Genomic DNA, 15,609 nt, shown 5'->3' on the forward strand with positions numbered 1-15,609 from the left:
ACCATGGCAGCGAAGAAATCCTCCACGCCGGGCCGCGGCTTCAAGGTCGCGGACCAGATCCAGCGCGATCTGTCCGAGCTGATCCGCGAGTTGAAAGACCCGCGGATCGGCATGGTGACGCTGCAGGCCGTCGAGGTGACGCCCGATTACGCGCATGCCAAGGTGTTCTTCAGCGTCCTCATCGGCGATGCGGATGCCACCCAGGAGGCGCTGAACCAGGCCGCAGGCTTCCTGCGCAACGGCTTGTTCAAGCGCTTGCACATCCACACGGTGCCCACGCTGCATTTCCTGTTCGACCGCACCACTGAGCGCGCGGCCGACATGAATGCGCTGATCGCGCGCGCGGTCGCCTCTCGTTCCAAGGACGACGACGCAGCATGACCGAACGCGCTCCCCGCATCCGGGTGCAGCGGCGCCCGGTGCACGGAGTGCTGCTGCTCGACAAACCCCTGGGTTTCTCCAGCAATGACGCCTTGCAGAAGGTGAAGTGGCTGCTGCGCGCCGAGAAGGCGGGCCACACCGGCACGCTGGACCCGCTGGCCAGTGGCGTGCTGCCGCTGTGCTTTGGTGCGGCCACGAAGTTCAGCCAGTTGCAGCTGGATGCGCCCAAGACCTACGAGGCGATGGCCCTGCTTGGCGTGACCACCACCACGGGTGACGCCGAGGGCGAGGTGCTGCAGCGCCGTGAAGTGGATCCTGCCCAACTCACGCCTGAGCGCCTGGCCGCCGTGCAGGCGCAGTTCACCGGCGCCATCCGCCAGGTGCCGCCGATGCACAGCGCCCTGAAGAAGGACGGCAAGGCGCTGTACGAGTACGCGCGCGCTGGCGTTGAAGTGGAGCGGCCCGCGCGCGATGTCGAGATTTATGCATTGAATCTGGCGCTAGCCCAATCTGAGCAAGCGCAGCCAGCTATCAAAATCAGAGTTCAGTGCAGCAAGGGCACCTACATCCGCACCCTGGGCGAGGACATTGGCCAAGCGCTGGGTTGCGGTGCGCACCTTACCTTTTTACGCCGCGTCGAAACCGGCGGTATTGGTGTGGAGCGCTGCGTCACGCTGGCACAGCTTGAGGCGATGACCGAAGAAGAGCGCCTGGCCTGCGTGCAGCCGGTGCAGAGCTTGCTGGCCGGTCATGCTGTGGTCACGCTGAATGAACAGGATGCGGGGCGTTTTCTCTCCGGCATGCGCCGGCGCGGGCCGTGGCCCGATGCCGGGGCCGTGGCCGTGTACGCGGAACACCCTCCCGCGCTGCTGGGTGTGGCCCATGCCCGGCAAGGCGAGCTGATTCCCGACCGCCTGCTCAGTCCCCTCGAAATCCAACAAATCCTGCAAGGCCCACAAGGCGCCCCCTGTGGTACCGAACCCCCCAAGACACATTGAAAGCCACCTGTTATGAGCACTCAAATCCGCAACATTGCCATCATTGCCCACGTTGACCATGGCAAGACGACCATGGTTGACCAGCTGCTGCGCCAGTCCGGCACGTTCGCAGCCCACGAAAAGGTCGTCGACACCGTGATGGACAACCACGCCATCGAGCGCGAGCGCGGCATCACCATCCTGGCCAAGAACTGCGCCGTGAGCTGGGAAGGCACGCACATCAACATCCTCGACACACCCGGCCACGCGGACTTTGGCGGTGAAGTGGAGCGTGCGCTGTCCATGGTGGACGGCGTGGTGCTGTTGATCGATGCGCAAGAAGGCCCCATGCCCCAGACGCGCTTCGTGACCAAGAAGGCGCTGGCCCTGGGCCTCAAGCCCATCGTGGTGGTGAATAAGGTGGACAAGCCCGGTGCCAACCCCGACAAGGTGGTGAACGCTGCGTTCGACCTGTTTGACAAGCTGGGCGCGAACGACGAGCAGCTGGATTTCCCCGTGGTGTATGCCTCGGGCATTAACGGCTGGAGCTCGCTGGAGCAAGGCGCTCCGGGCGAGCAGTGGGGCCCCGACATGTCGGCGCTGTTCAACACCATCCTGAAGCATGTGCCGTCGGTCAAGGGCGACCCGGATGCGCCGGTGCAGATGCAAATCTCGGCACTCGACTACTCCACTTTCGTGGGCCGTATCGGCGTGGGCCGCATCAACACCGGCACGCTGCGTGCAGGCCAAGAAGTGTTGGTCATGGCCGGGCCCGATGGCGCCAGCTACAAGGGCCGCGTCAACCAAATTCACAAGTTCCAGGGCCTGGACCGCGTGCAAGTGAATGAGGCCGGCCCCAGCGACATCGTGCTGGTCAATGGCATTGAAAACATTGGCATTGGCGAGACCATCACCGACCCGCTCAATCCCCAGCCGCTGCCCATGCTGAAGATTGACGAGCCCACGCTGACCATGAACTTCTGCGTGAACACCTCGCCCCTGGCCGGCCGCGAAGGCAAGTTCGTGACCAGCCGCCAGATCTGGGACCGCCTGCAAAAGGAACTGCGCTCCAACGTGGCCCTGCGTGTCAAGGAAACCGACGAAGACGGTATTTTTGAAGTGTCTGGCCGCGGCGAACTGCACCTGACCATCCTGCTGGAAGAAATGCGCCGCGAAGGCTATGAACTGGCCGTGTCCAAGCCGCGCGTGGTGTTCAAGGACATCGACGGCGAGCGTTGCGAGCCGATCGAGCTGGTGACGGCCGACATTGAAGAAGGCCACCAAGGCGGCGTGATGCAAGCCCTGGGCGAGCGCAAGGGCGAGCTGGTGAACATGGAACCCGATGGCCGTGGCCGCGTGCGCCTGGAGTACCGCATTCCTGCGCGTGGCCTGATCGGCTTTACCAACGAGTTCCTGAACCTGACCCGTGGTTCGGGCCTGATTTCCAACATCTTCGACAGCTACGAGCCGCACAAGGGCGAGATCGGTGGCCGCAAGAACGGTGTGCTGATTTCCATGGACGACGGTGAAATCTTCACCTACGCCCTGGGCAAGCTGGACGACCGTGGCCGCATGTTCGTCAAGGCCGGCGACCCGGTGTACGAGGGCATGATCGTCGGCATCCACAGCCGGGACAACGACCTGATCGTCAACGCCACGCGCACCAAGCAGCTGACCAACTTCCGCGTGAGCGGCAAGGAAGACGCCATCAAGATCACGCCGCCTATCGACCTGACGCTGGAATACGGCGTGGAGTTCATTGAAGACGACGAACTGGTGGAAATCACACCCAAGAGCATCCGCCTGCGCAAGCGCCACCTGAAGGAGCACGAGCGCAAGCGTGCCAGCCGCGAAGGCGCATAAGCCCTTCCCGCCAAGCAAGAAACCCGGCATTGCCGGGTTTCTTTTTTTTGGAGATTTTCGGGTTTTAGCCTTGCTGGGAAAGCGCTGGCAGCTATTCTTTCATGAGCATCATGCCGGTGGCAGATCGGGCTCGATGCGCCGTACGTCCACCAGCGCGATGCGGCGCTTGTCCATGCGCAGTACCTCAAAGCGCAGGCCCATGGCTTCGAGCACCTCGCCCTCGGCAGGCAGTTGCTCCAGCCGCGCGAGCAGGAAGCCGGCCAGCGTGCTGTAGTCGTCGCTGTCGGCCAGGGGCCGCACGTCGGTGGCCGCTTCGAGCGCGTGCAGGTCGGCCAGGCCATCGACGATCCAGTGCCCGGGGGTGGCCTGGGGCTGGATCTCGGTCTGTTCGCCCTCGTCGGGGAACTCGCCAGCAATGGCTTCGAGCAGGTCGATGGGTGTGACCAGACCGAGGATGCTGCCAAACTCGTCGCTGATCAGCGCCACCTGGGCGCGTGAGTGGCGCATTTGCTCCACCAGCTTGACCACGTTCACCGAGGCCGGCACCACGAGCGGCTGGCGCAGGCTGCGCGTCACGTCAATCTTGCCGTACGTCAGCAGGTCGGCCAGCAGATCGCGCGCACGCGCCACACCCGCAAGGCGGTCGAGTTCGCCATGGGCGACCGGAAAGAGGCCGTGGCGCGTTTGCACCAATTGGGCGCGCAGCGCCTCGGGCTCCTGGTCCAGGTCGAGCCACTGGATGTCTGCGCGCGGCGTCATCACCGATTGGGCGCTGCGTTCAGCGAGCGATAGCACGCCGCTGACCATATGGCGCTCCTGCTGGCCAAAGGCGGGTGTCTCCGCAGGGCTGTCCGGTGCATGCGGGGCATCGCTGGCCGGCGTGTTGCGCCCACCGAGCAGACGCAGGATGGAATCGGCAGTGCGCTCACGCAGCGGTACGCGCGCCTCGTTGCGCAGCATGTTGCGGCGTGCCCACTGGTTGAAAAACTCGATCATGATCGAGAAACCAATGGCAGCGTACAAATAGCCCTTCGGCAGGTGGAAGCCCAGGCCTTCGGCCAGCAGGCTCAGACCAATCATGAGCAGGAAGCTCAGGCACAGCACCACCACAGTCGGGTGCGCGTTGACGAAGCGCGTCAGTGGCTTGGAGGCCAGCAGCATCACGCCCATGGCGATGACGACCGCCGCCATCATCACGGCCAGGTGATCGACCATGCCCACGGCGGTGATCACCGAGTCGAGCGAGAACACCGCATCCAGCAGCACGATCTGCGCCACGACCACGCCAAAGCTGGCGTAGGCCCGGGGGGTATCGCTGCTGCTGTGCTGCGTGCCTTCCAGGCGCTCGTGCAGCTCAGTGGTGGCCTTGAACAGCAGGAATAGCCCGCCCACCAGCAGGATGAGGTCGCGCCCCGAAACACTCAGTGGCCCCACGCTGAACAGCGGTGTGGTGAGTGTGACCAGCCAGGACATGGCCGACAGCAGCACCAGACGCATGCCCAGCGCAAGGGCCAGACCGATGACGCGGGCCCTGTCGCGCTGTGCGGGCGGCAGCTTGTCGGCCAGGATGGCGATGAATACGAGGTTGTCCACCCCCAGCACGATCTCTAGGATGATCAGCGTGAACAGGCCGATCCAGATCGAGGGATCCGAGACCCAGTGCAGGTTCAGCCATTCCATGGGAAAGCTCCTGCAGCCGTGTCAGGGCGATGGGCGCATGGCGTTGGGTGCTGCGCGAAGTCTGGGGAGGGGGGGAGAGGAGAGCGGGGCGCAAGCATGCGCCATCGGGGAGGAGGTTCCATAGCAGGCGTGAATCATAACCAAAGGCAGCTGCCTACGCCTGCGGGCGGGTGTGGAGCACGGCTGCACGGTGGAAAAAACGCCTGGCTACCGAGGAGAGACCCTCTTGGCTGGCAAAAACGACCCTTGGGCCTGTACAGGCCGGAGTCGCCCCACGATGAAACTTATTTCGTCAGGATCAGCTTGCCCAGCTTGGTGGCTTGCAAGCGGTAAACCGCGCCGTTGTGCACGATGGATACGGCCTTTTGTCCTTGCAGCAAGGCGCTGCTGTCCACGGTGCCCGCAGACAGCAGGCCATCGCGCAAGGCTGCGACGACGGGCATGCCCAGAGTGTTCCGGGCCGGCGGATGGCAGGGCGTGGTGGTGATCGGGCTGCGTTGCATGTGGCATCCTTTAGGTTTTCAAATAATAACCATTATCATTTAAATTGGCAAGCAGGCCTGAAGCGCTTTGTTCCGCGAGATGGTGCACTGCATGCCTTGGCGTCTTTCGAGACAGGTACACCGTGCCAAAGGATTTGCCCAGTTTCAGCCGACGGCCTCAGGGATATGGGGCGGTTGCGCCGGCAATATGTGCACTTGTTTGACGGTAAACTCCAACCGTACGAATTACGCCAACCACCGCAATTCCCTTTAACCACGCGGGTTTGCGAGACCTGTTGGTGATCGAGGGGAAGCGCGGGCGCCTAGACCTTTCCCCACCATGAGCGAGACGAACAAAGACGACCGCGCGGCCCTGCTGGCCGAAGCGGCAGGCCCGGCCACCGAACTACCGCCAGGGTGGCTCGAAGTGGTGTCCATGGATATGGATGCCCAGGGCGTGGCACGCAAGTCCGATGGCAAAGTGGTGTTTATCGACGGCGCTTTGCCCACAGAGTGGGTCAGTGCCAACACCCACCGCAAGAAGAATAACTGGGAAGCCGCCAGCCTGATGGCGATCCACCGTGAATCCGCCCAGCGTGTGCGGCCGGGCTGCCCGCATTTCGGGCTGCATTCCGGTGCCTGCGGAGGCTGCAAGATGCAGCATCTGCATGTCGGCGCCCAGGTGGCGGTCAAGCAGCGCGTGCTGGAGGACAACCTTTGGCACCTGGGCAAGGTGAAAGCCGAGACCATCTTGCGCCCGATCGAGGGCCCCGCATGGGGTTACCGCTACCGCGCGCGCCTGTCTGTGCGGTACGTGCCGAAGAAGGGCGAGGTGCTGGTGGGTTTCCACGAGCGCAAGAGCCGCTACATCGCCGACATGCAGACCTGCAAGATTCTGCCGCCGCATGTCGATGCCATGCTGATGCCGCTGCGCGCACTGATCGGTGGGCTGCAAGCGCGCGACACGTGCCCGCAAATCGAACTGGCCTGCGGTGACACGGTGACAGCCCTGGTGCTGCGCCACCTGGAGCCGCTGAGCGAGGGCGACCTGGCCAGGCTGCGTGCATTCGCTGCCGAACACGGGGTGCAATGGTGGCTGCAGCCCAAGGGGCCCGACACGGTGCACCTGCTGGATGCAGACGGCGCAGAGCAACTGGCCTATGGCCTGCCGGATTTCGGTATCACCATGCCGTTCAAGCCAACCGACTTCACCCAGGTGAACTCGCACATCAACCGTGTGCTGGTGACGCGCGCGCTGCGCCTGCTTGACGCCGGCAAGGCCGAGCGCGTGATCGACTGGTTTTGCGGCCTGGGCAACTTCACCCTGCCCATCGCCACCCAGGCACGCGAGGTGCTGGGCATTGAGGGCAGCGAGGCCCTGGTGGCGCGCTCGCGCGAGAATTATGAGAAAAATCAGGCCCAAAGGCCCGTCCAGCAAGCGCTAGCAGCTACTAGCTTTGTAGCGCGCAATCTGTTCGAGATGACGCCGGAGATGCTGGTCGCGGATGGCGTGGCCGACAAATGGCTGGTCGATCCGCCGCGCGAGGGGGCATTCGCCTTGTCGAAGGCGCTGGCGGATCTGCATCAGGCCCGTCTGGGCGCAGAGGGGGCGCCGCCCTTGCCAGCGGGCGCAGCGCACTGGGTGCCGCCGCAGCGCATCGTCTATGTGAGCTGCAACCCCGCCACGCTGGCGCGCGACGCCGGGCTGCTCGTGCACCAGGCGGGCTACCGCTGCGTGGCAGCGGGGGTGGTCAATATGTTCCCGCACACGGCCCACGTTGAGAGCATGGCGGTTTTCGAGCGCGCCTGAAGGCGCGGGCCGCCGCCCCGGTCCGCGTATGGCCACGGGGGGCGGACGCTCGGTTCAGGAGTTGTCGTCGTCCGCGTTACTGGCTCGGCTGCGGCGGGGCTCTGCCTTAGGCTCGGCTTTGCCCAGTACCGAAGGAGTGCCTTCCAGCTTGTTTTCACGCATGTAGGCGTCCATCTCCTTCCAGCCGGCAAACACGGCGGCCTTGGGCGCCTTGGGGTTGAGCGTGAAGCAGTCTTCCAGCCCGCGCAGCGCGTGGCGGCAGGCACCGCCGACCGCCTTGGCCTCGGCCTCGCGCTGTACCGCACGCGGATCGGGCCCCAGGCCTGGAATGTCGCAAGCCGAGAGCAGCACAGGCATGGCGGCAGCGAGTGCGAGGCGTCGCAGGGTGGTGGTGTGGGGCATCATGTCCCTCCATTATCGGCACCGCGTACCCAGTATTGAGAGGGGTGCGGCAAATTGTTGCCCTGCAATCGACGCGGCGGAGGGGCTGCCGCAGCTGGCGCTGCGCCACCGGGCGTCTGCCCGGCGGTGCTGGCGCTATGGGCTATAGACTTGCATGGACTTTTTCCATTTGCCAGATCCATGCCTAAGACTGCCCCTTGCCGCCCGTCCTCGCGTTTCGATCGTGTCGACGCCTTGCGCGGCCTGGCCATGGTGTGGATGACCGTGTTCCATTTCTGCTTCGATCTGAGCCACTTTGCCCTGTGGCCGCAGAACTTCCTGGGCGATCCGTTCTGGACCTGGCAGCGCACGGCCATCGTCAGTCTTTTTCTGTTGTGCGCCGGCATGGGGCAGGCCATCGCCTGGGACCAGCGGCAGACCTGGGGGCGTTTTCGCAGGCGTTGGCTGCAGGTGGCTGCGGCGGCGCTGTTGGTCAGCGTCGGGTCTTACCTCGTCTTTCCACGCAGCTACATCTATTTCGGCGTGCTGCATGGCATGGCCGTCATGCTGGTGCTGGCGCGCTGCATGGCTGGCTGGGGGCGCTGGTTGTGGCTGGCTGGCGGTATAGCGCTGGCGCTGCCCTGGGTGATGGGCGCTTTGCTCGCCGGCCCTTGGGCGGCGGTAGCACCGTGGTTTGACGCGCGCTGGCTTAACTGGCTGGGCCTGGTCACGCACAAGCCGTTCACTGAAGACTATGTGCCTGTCTTTCCCTGGCTGGGCGTGATGTGCTGGGGACTGGCCTTGGGGCAATGGCTGTTGCGTCGCCAGCGCGCCTGGCTTGCGGTGGCGTTGTCTGGGCCGATGCGGGGGCTGGCCCTGATGGGGCGCTGGAGCCTCAGCTACTACCTGCTGCACCAGCCCGTGATGATGGGGGGGCTGATGCTGTGGCTTTGGCTGCGGGGGTGATGCCAACGGCCGCTTGAAAAAGCAAAACGCGGCCCGGGGGCCGCGTTTTGTAGGAGCGCGTGTGGCGCCGGGTGGTGTTATTCCACCTTGGCCTTGGTGCGCAGGTCTTCCTGGAACTGGCCGAGCTTTTGTTGTTGCAGCTGCTGGGCGATCTGCGGCTTCACTTCTTCCAGCTTGGGCAGCTGGGCTTGGCGCTCGTCGTCCAGGCGGATGATGTGCCAGCCGAACTGGCTCTTGACCGGCTCGGCCGTCATCTCGCCCTTCTTGAGCTTGAGCATGGCTTCGGTGAACTCGCTCACGTAGCTGTTCGGGTTGGCCCAGTCGAGGTCGCCACCGCGTGCGCCGGAGCCAGGATCCTTGGACTGCTTCTTGGCGATGTCCTCGAACTTGGCGCCTTGCTTGATGGAAGCGATGATGGCCTTGGCCTCGTCTTCCTTCTCTACCAGGATGTGGCTGGCCTTGTATTCCTTGCCGCTGTTGGCGGCCACGAACTTGTCGTACTCGGCCTGGATCTCAGCGTCGCTGACCGGGTTCTTCTTTTGGTAGTCAGCGAACAGTTCACGGATCAGGATAGTCTGGCGCGCCAGTTCCATCTGGCTCTTGAAGTCTTTCGAGGCTTCGAGGCCGCGCTTCTTCGCTTCCTGCAGGAAGATTTCACGCGCGATCACTTCTTCCTTGATCTGGCTTTCGACTTCCGGGGTGATCGGGCGGCCCGAGCGTTCCACCTGTTGCTTGAGCAGCTCTGCGCGCTCCTTAGGTACGGGCTTGCCGTTGACGATGGCCAGGTTTTGTGCAGCGACGGGCAGCGCGACTGCGCCCAACACAGCGGCGGCCACAAGGCCGGACAAGAGCTTTTGCTTCATGAAAAATCCAAAAAACAAGGATGGTTTGCGGGCATGCCGCCCCAGGGCAGGATAGATGGGGCCCGCTCAGAGAAGTTCAATCGCCAGTGCATGCAGGCCCTGGTCGATGAATTCTTGCAGCGCATCATACACAAGCCGATGCTGCGCGACGCGTGACTTTCCGACGAATTGCGGTGCCGCGATGCGCACGCGGAAATGGGTGCCGAAGCCCGTGCCGTTGGCCCCGGCGTGTCCTTGGTGCAGGCCGCTTTCGTCGATGACCTCCAGCTGCGTGGGGGCCAGGCGTTCGCGCAGGCGTGCTTCCAGCAGGGCGGCGCTGATAGAGAAGGGGTTATTCATGGCTGGGCACCCGTGGTGTCGTCGGTTTCCTTGATGTGGCGGCTCAGGTACAGGGCTTGCGCGATCACGAAGACCACCATCAGCCCCATGCCGCCGAAGAGCTTGAAGTTCACCCAGGTGTCGGTGTCGAATGCGTAGGCCACCCACAGGTTGAGCAGGCCCATGGCCGCGAAGAAGCCGGCCCAGCTCCAGTTCAGGGTGCGCCAGACGGCGTCGGGCAGCTCGATCTGCGCTTGCATCAGCGAGCGGATGAGGTTCTTGCGAAACAGCAGCTGGCCGATGACCAGCGCGCCGCCCATGAGCCAGTACAGCACCGTGGGCTTCCACTTGATGAAGGTTTCGCTGTGCGCCAGCAGCGTAGCGCCGCCGAACACGACGATGACCCCAAGGCTCACCCATTGCATGGGCTCCACCTTGCCGTGGCGCAGGCGCAGGTAAGCGATCTGCGCCACCGTGGCGGCGATGGCCACGGCAGTGGCCGTGTAGATGCCCCAGACCTTGAAGGCCGCGAAGAACAGGATGATGGGGAAGAAGTCGATCAGGAGTTTCATGCTAGGACGTGGGGGGCTCGAAGGCCAGCGACGCGGAATTCATGCAATAGCGCAGGCCCGTGGGTGCCGGGCCATCTTCAAACACGTGGCCCAGGTGGGCGCCGCATTGTGCACACACGGTCTCGGTGCGCACCATGCCGTGGCTGCGGTCCACATGTTCGGCAATGGCGCCGGGCTCGGCCTGCCAGAAGCTGGGCCAGCCGCAGCCCGCATCGAATTTGGTGTGGGACTGGAACAGCAGGGCGCCGCAGCAGACGCAATGGTAGCGGCCTTCGGCCCAGTGTTGTTCGTAGCGGCCCGTGAATGGGCGCTCGGTGGCCGCGTGCCGCGTCACCTGGAAGGCGGCGGGTTCGGCGCCTTTGGCGCGCAGCAGGGCCTGCCATTCTTCATCGATTTTCTGGATCGGGTGGGTCATGAGGAGCAACTGATGGCAAGGTGGGCCGCCCAGTCGGGCGGAAAGTCGGCCCAGGCATCGTGGCCCGGGTGTTCGTCAAAGGGATGCGCCAGCAGCCTTTGCACGGTGTGCAGCGGCGCCATGTCGCCTCGCGCGGCGGCGCGGATGGCTTGTTCGGCCACGTGGTTGCGCAGCACGAATTTGGGGTTGGTTTTTAACATCAATTTGGCCGCTAGCGCTTTATCCACGAGCGCTAGCCGCTCTGAATACGATAGCAACCAGGCGGCCCATGCCGCCCGGTTACTGAACAGCGCACCTACCGGGCTGAAATCCCCGCTGTCCACGGCATGCGCCAGGCGGCGCCAGAAGATGGGGTGGTCCACCCCGTCCTGCGCCAGCAAGGTCAGCAGGGCCTGTACCAGGGCTTCATCGCCTTCGTGCGGGCTGCTCAGCCCGAGCTTGGCCTGCAGGCGCCGCGCCAGGGCGTCCTGAAAGGTGCGCGGGTAGGCCTGCAGCGCGGCACGTATGGTGTCTACCTCGCCTGCCAGCGGGTGCAGGGCCTGGCCCAGGCACAGCAGGTTCCAGTAGGCCACGCTGGGCTGGCGGTCGAAGGCGTAGCGGCCCTGGGTGTCGCTGTGGTTGCAGATGTGGCTGGGGGCGAAGGTGTCGAGGAACTGGAAGGGCCCGTAGTCGATCGTCAGGCCCAGGATGCTCATGTTGTCCGTGTTCATCACGCCATGGCAGAAACCCACGGCCTGCCATTGGGCGATGAGCTCCGCCGTGCGCTGCGCCACGGCCTGCAGCAGCGCGGCGTAGGCGTTGCCCCCGAAATCCGGTGTGGTGCGGCAGGCGGGGTAGTAGCGGTCGATGACGTAGTCGGCCAGCTGGCGCAGCTCGGTGGTTTGCCCGCGTGCGGCGAAGTGCTCGAAATGCCCGAAGCGGATGAAGCTGGGCGCTACGCGTGTGAGCACGGCCGCGGTTTCCACGCTTTCGCGCAGCACGGGCGCGGGCGAGCCCATGAGGCACAGCGCGCGCGTGGTCGGGATGCCCAGGGCATGCATGGCCTCGCTGCACAGAAACTCGCGGATGGACGAGCGCAGCACGGCGCGTCCGTCGCCCATGCGCGAGTACGGCGTGCGGCCGGCACCCTTGAGCTGGATCTCCAAGCCCTGCTCGGTTTCGCCCAGCAGCAGGGCGCGTCCGTCGCCGAGCTGCCCGGCCCACACGCCGAATTGGTGGCCGCTGTAGACGCTAGCCAGCGTGTCGCCGCCTGCGGGCAGGGCGTTGCCGCTGAACAGCTGCAGGGCGTCGTCGGTGGCCAGCCACGCTGGGTCCAGGCCGAGCAGGCGTGCCACCTCGGGGCTGTGCGCCACGGGGTAGGGGGCGGGCAGCGGCGTGGGCGGCAGCCGCGTGTGGAACGCGGGGCCGAGGTCGGCGAAACGGTGGTTCCAGGCCAGGCCGGTGTCCACGGTGGGCAGGGCGGGTGATGCAGGGGGCATCGGGCCATTGTGTGGCAGGTGCGTTGCCCGTGCGCGGCTGGGGTCAACCGGAGGTCAACCTGCGGTCGTGGGCGCGTTCTGAGGTGCCTGCGGTCAGGTTGCGGCGGTGCGGGCCAGGTAGGCCTCCAGCGCGGCATCGTCGAGGATGGCCACGCGACCGAAGTCGAGGGTGACGATGCCCTCGGCCACCAGGGCCTGCAGCACGCGGTTGATGGTCTGGCGCGACAGCCCCGCGAGCTGGCCCAGTTCCTCCTGCGTCAGGTTCAGCCTGCGCTGGCGGCGCCAGAACAGGCGGCTGAGCTGCAAGGCCACGCGGTGCTCGGCGCTGCGCGTGCGTCCGGCTTCGATCATTGTCATGGCCTGGCCCAGGCGCAGGTTCATGTGCTGGGCCAAATACTGTGTGAAGGCCAGGCTGGTGTTGTACAGGTGGTTGAACATCGGCAGCGGCAGGCACAGCAGCCGGGTAGGGCGCAGGGCCACAACTTCGTACAGCAGCGGCCCGCCCTTGAGGGCAGTGCCCTCGCCGAACCATTCGCCGTCGGGCATGCCGATGAAGGCCGAGGCGCGCGTGCGCTGTGGCGAGCTGCGCAGCATCACCAAGCCGCTGAGCACCGCGTGCCAGCCCTGGGCCGGACTGCCTAGCGGCAGCATGACCTCGCCCTTGGCGCCCTCGGTCTGGCGGATGCTGGCATGCACCTGCTGCTGCAGCTGCGCACCGAGGCCGCCGAACCATGGCTGGGAGCTGATGAAGCGCTCGGCGGGGTCCGAATTACAGAACATAGGTAGATTCTCGCAGGCCAGGGAAACAGCCCCAGCAACATTGCCTGGACGCAGTGTGCGCATCGCTGGCCACATTGCGATGCGCGGCTGAACTCCTGATTTGATAGCTGTCAGCGCTTTTCTGGAAAGCGCTAGAGGCCGATTTGGCTCATGCACCCTGGTGGTTGGCTCACGGGGCGGCTTCGTCAGATGCTGGGGGCAGCCGCTTCAGCAGCAGGATGCGCTCGCTGCGGTTGGTTGGCCGGCCAATGGCGGCGAATGGCAGCCATTGTGCGGGTTGGGCCAAGTCGTCGGGCAGATCGTTTGTATCGCTGCCTACGGCCAGCCATTGGCAGCCTTGCGGGGGCTCCGCGCTGGCGGGGTAGAGCGCCAGGTGCCCGTGGAACTGCAGTGCCGCCACCTGCGAGTCGCCCAGGTTGTGCGTGAGCACGCAGCCTGGTTGCGGGCCCAGCGTGGCCACGATCTGGCGTACCTGCGGGGCGTAGCTGCGGGCGTAGTCCAGCATGGGCAGCCAGATGGTCATCAGCAGCAGCCACGCCAGCGTGGTGCCACTGGCGGGCAGCACCAGGCTTTTCCAGAGCGCGGTACGGTGCCGGGCTGCACGCCACCAGACCAGGGCGCACCATGCGGCGGTGGCGGCCAGCGCCAGCGCGAAAGCCAGGCCATCGAAGCGCGGTATGAAGCCGGGGGCCAGCCGCGCCACGTTGGCGGCGGGCTGTGCGGGTATGCCGGTGTGTAGAGAAATCCACACCACCCAGATGGCGATGGCCGAGACGCTGAAGAACAGCAGCGTGAACCAGTCGATCAGCGCCGCGATGCTGCGCTCCAGCGTTGGCAGGGCAAACGCGGCCAGCACTGCCAGCGCCGGCAGGCCCAGCAGCAGGGCGCGGTCGGCCGGTTGGGTGGTGAATGTGGCCGCCAGCGTCACCAGGGTGAACCATAGCGGTAGCCACAGGTGGCGGTGGCCCGTGCGGCTGGCGATCTGGCGGCGCCAGCGCCACAGCGTCCACAGTGCCAGCGGCCAGGCGGGCCAGCCGAACCAAACCAGCATGCGCAGCATGGTCGTGGCGTAGGGCAGAAAAGCCTGCGGCGGCTCAATGCGCCAGGCCCACAAATCCAGCGCCCAGGCCAGGCCCATGCTGGCCAGCGTGGCGGCGGCCCAGGCCAGGGCTGCGGTGCGGCGCCGGTCTGCCGTATGGGCGGGCGCCCACCAGGCCAGTGCGGCGCAGCCCAGGCCCAACAGCGTAGCGAGCGTGGGGGCACCCGCCAGCGTCAGTCCGGCCATGCCCAGCGGCATCGCGACGGCGGCGCGGCGCGGATGGTAGGGCTGGATGGCGGCGGCAAAGAACACCAGCGCCGTACACGCCAATTGCGCGAGGTAGCTGGTGATTTCGTGCGACAGCTGGGCCAGCCCGAGGCAGGCGAGCAAGGCGAGCAGCCCGGCATCGGCCATGGAGCGCGCATAGTCTTTGGGGTGGGCCTCGCCGCCGAAGGCGAAGGCCACGGGTTGGGCACCCGGGCTGCGCGCCAGGTAGTACACGGTGTACCAGGTGGCCAGCAGCGTCAGCACCAGCAGGGCAATGAAGGGCAGGCGGGCCGCCATCTCGGGGGCAAGCCAGCCCGGCGCCCACTGCAGCGCGAGCGCACCGAGCCAGAAGGCGAGCAGGCCGTCGCCGTCGGGCGTGAATCCGGCCAGTGTGGGGGCTAACCAGTGGCTGCGCCCCTGGGCCAGTTCCAGCATGTAGCCGAACGAGGCGACATCGACATTGCGCCAGGGGTCGCGTCCGACGAAACCCGGCACCACGTAGGCCAGGCACAGCAGCAGCAGCGCCCAGCGCGGCAGGGGGCGGGCGGCGCGTTGCGTGACGATGGCGGGGGTTGGGTGGTTCACGGGGGTAGAAGGTCAAAAAGGGCAGCGCGGTGGCCCGGGCTGCCCTTTTTTGCGGGCGGAGGAGACCCCCGCCAGGCGCGAATCTGGATTACTTCTTGCCGAAACGGTTGCGGAAGCGCTCCACGCGGCCGCCCATGTTGTCCACGGACTTTTGCGTGCCGGTGTAGAAGGGGTGCGACTCGCTGGAGGTATCCAGCTTGAACAGCGGGTATTCCTTGCCTTCGAACGTCTCGGTTTCCTTCGTGTTTACGCAGGAGCGGGTCACGAACTTGAAGCCGTTGGACAGGTCAACGAACAGCACTTCGCGGTAATTGGGGTGAATGCCTTCTTTCATGATCTTCCTTTGAATCAGCAGCGGGAGCCGCACCAGCCTATTCCGGTGTACTTTCCGCAAAAAGCTCTCGATTATCGCATACCCGGCAATCTTGTTATTCCTGGCTCATTTCAATGATCTCGTTGGCCTTGCCCAGGGCTTCCATCTGCAGGCTCAGCACGGGCAGGGCATTGAGCTGCAGCCGTTCGGCCAGCGCCTGCACGGCGTTGAATTGCTGCTTTTCCATGGCCTGCGCCAGCAGCAGGGCGTTGCGGTAGGTTCCCGGCTGGCCTAGCCCGGATATTTCACCGTAGTAGAGCCACAAACGAGGACGGCATTGCCCTTGTGTGCCCGAAAATCCAGGTGTCGAATCTTGATCAACGAGCGGGCAATGCCGAAGCCAAACTGTACCGAAGAAATTGACGTTGGGAGCATGGAC

At 65.2% G+C, this 15,609-nt stretch carries 17 protein-coding genes; 5 read left to right on the top strand and 12 right to left on the bottom strand.

The features are described 5' to 3' along the window. Nucleotides 1-3 precede the first annotated feature (3 nt). Genes rbfA through typA form a run of 3 tightly spaced genes read left to right on the top strand, consistent with a single transcriptional unit; the run spans nucleotide 4 to nucleotide 3,221 of the window. Nucleotides 4-381, top strand: coding sequence for a 30S ribosome-binding factor RbfA (gene rbfA, locus BN2503_RS14085; RefSeq protein ID WP_054257292.1), 378 nt, complete (start codon nucleotides 4-6; stop codon nucleotides 379-381). Then, complete coding sequence (gene truB / locus BN2503_RS14090) at nucleotides 378-1,379, top strand: tRNA pseudouridine(55) synthase TruB (RefSeq protein ID WP_054257293.1); 1,002 nt, start codon at nucleotides 378-380, stop codon at nucleotides 1,377-1,379. The genes rbfA and truB overlap by 4 nt, the downstream gene beginning before the upstream one ends. Nucleotides 1,380-1,391: 12 nt before the next feature. Further along, the gene (gene typA, locus BN2503_RS14095; protein ID WP_054257294.1) at nucleotides 1,392-3,221 is read left to right on the top strand and encodes a translational GTPase TypA; all 1,830 of its coding nucleotides are present in this window, start codon (nucleotides 1,392-1,394) and stop codon (nucleotides 3,219-3,221) included. Between the two features lie 108 nt (nucleotides 3,222-3,329). Here the strand turns inward: typA and BN2503_RS14100 are convergent, their stop codons facing one another. Both BN2503_RS14100 and hemP read right to left on the bottom strand, forming a co-directional pair. Beyond that, on the bottom strand, nucleotides 3,330-4,886 hold the full coding sequence (locus BN2503_RS14100) for a TerC family protein (protein WP_054257308.1): 1,557 nt from the start codon (nucleotides 4,884-4,886) through the stop codon (nucleotides 3,330-3,332). 299 nt (nucleotides 4,887-5,185) lie between these two features. Next, nucleotides 5,186-5,344 carry a hemin uptake protein HemP gene (gene hemP / locus BN2503_RS14105; RefSeq protein WP_074930360.1) on the bottom strand — a complete coding sequence of 53 codons (159 nt, stop codon included), beginning with the start codon at nucleotides 5,342-5,344 and terminating at the stop codon, nucleotides 5,186-5,188. A gap of 379 nt (nucleotides 5,345-5,723) precedes the next feature. Here hemP and rlmD point away from each other — a divergent pair, with 379 nt between their 5' ends. Further along, the gene (gene rlmD, locus BN2503_RS14110; RefSeq protein ID WP_054257296.1) at nucleotides 5,724-7,193 is read left to right on the top strand and encodes a 23S rRNA (uracil(1939)-C(5))-methyltransferase RlmD; all 1,470 of its coding nucleotides are present in this window, start codon (nucleotides 5,724-5,726) and stop codon (nucleotides 7,191-7,193) included. A gap of 54 nt (nucleotides 7,194-7,247) precedes the next feature. Here the strand turns inward: rlmD and BN2503_RS14115 are convergent, their stop codons facing one another. Further along, a complete protein-coding gene (locus BN2503_RS14115) occupies nucleotides 7,248-7,595 on the bottom strand; it encodes a hypothetical protein (protein WP_233495084.1) in 348 nt (115 codons plus the stop codon). 180 nt (nucleotides 7,596-7,775) lie between these two features. On the opposite strand from BN2503_RS14115, the gene BN2503_RS14120 reads away from it, so the two are divergent. Further along, nucleotides 7,776-8,540, top strand: a complete 765-nt coding sequence (locus tag BN2503_RS14120) for an acetyltransferase domain-containing protein (RefSeq protein ID WP_054257298.1) — start codon at nucleotides 7,776-7,778, stop codon at nucleotides 8,538-8,540. 77 nt (nucleotides 8,541-8,617) lie between these two features. Here the strand turns inward: BN2503_RS14120 and BN2503_RS14125 are convergent, their stop codons facing one another. The 9 genes from BN2503_RS14125 to BN2503_RS21020 form a co-directional block, all read right to left on the bottom strand. Then, the gene (locus tag BN2503_RS14125) at nucleotides 8,618-9,403 is read right to left on the bottom strand and encodes a peptidylprolyl isomerase (RefSeq protein ID WP_054257299.1); all 786 of its coding nucleotides are present in this window, start codon (nucleotides 9,401-9,403) and stop codon (nucleotides 8,618-8,620) included. A 66-nt stretch (nucleotides 9,404-9,469) separates the two neighbouring features. Continuing rightward, nucleotides 9,470-9,742 carry a BolA family protein gene (locus BN2503_RS14130; RefSeq protein ID WP_054257300.1) on the bottom strand — a complete coding sequence of 91 codons (273 nt, stop codon included), beginning with the start codon at nucleotides 9,740-9,742 and terminating at the stop codon, nucleotides 9,470-9,472. Then, entirely contained in the window at nucleotides 9,739-10,293 is a 555-nt protein-coding gene (locus BN2503_RS14135; protein ID WP_054257301.1) for a septation protein A, read from the bottom strand. Before BN2503_RS14135 ends, BN2503_RS14130 begins: the two co-directional genes overlap by 4 nt. Nucleotide 10,294: 1 nt before the next feature. Further along, nucleotides 10,295-10,708 carry a peptide-methionine (R)-S-oxide reductase MsrB gene (msrB, locus tag BN2503_RS14140; protein ID WP_054257302.1) on the bottom strand — a complete coding sequence of 138 codons (414 nt, stop codon included), beginning with the start codon at nucleotides 10,706-10,708 and terminating at the stop codon, nucleotides 10,295-10,297. After that, nucleotides 10,705-12,186 (bottom strand): protein adenylyltransferase SelO, encoded by a 1,482-nt coding sequence (locus BN2503_RS14145; protein WP_054257303.1) that lies wholly within the window; start codon nucleotides 12,184-12,186, stop codon nucleotides 10,705-10,707. Before BN2503_RS14145 ends, msrB begins: the two co-directional genes overlap by 4 nt. Before the next feature lie 93 nt (nucleotides 12,187-12,279). Continuing rightward, nucleotides 12,280-12,966, bottom strand: coding sequence for a Crp/Fnr family transcriptional regulator (locus BN2503_RS14150; protein ID WP_054257304.1), 687 nt, complete (start codon nucleotides 12,964-12,966; stop codon nucleotides 12,280-12,282). Nucleotides 12,967-13,135: 169 nt separating this feature from the next. Beyond that, nucleotides 13,136-14,857 carry a hypothetical protein gene (locus BN2503_RS14155; RefSeq protein ID WP_054257305.1) on the bottom strand — a complete coding sequence of 574 codons (1,722 nt, stop codon included), beginning with the start codon at nucleotides 14,855-14,857 and terminating at the stop codon, nucleotides 13,136-13,138. An 88-nt stretch (nucleotides 14,858-14,945) separates the two neighbouring features. After that, complete coding sequence (locus BN2503_RS14160; RefSeq protein WP_054257309.1) at nucleotides 14,946-15,191, bottom strand: type B 50S ribosomal protein L31; 246 nt, start codon at nucleotides 15,189-15,191, stop codon at nucleotides 14,946-14,948. 94 nt (nucleotides 15,192-15,285) lie between these two features. Further along, nucleotides 15,286-15,609 (bottom strand): hypothetical protein (locus BN2503_RS21020; protein WP_233495085.1); only part of this gene is annotated, 324 nt, incomplete at its 5' end.

Source organism: Paenacidovorax caeni, assembly GCF_001298675.1.
Lineage (GTDB): Bacteria > Pseudomonadota > Gammaproteobacteria > Burkholderiales > Burkholderiaceae_C > Paenacidovorax > Paenacidovorax caeni.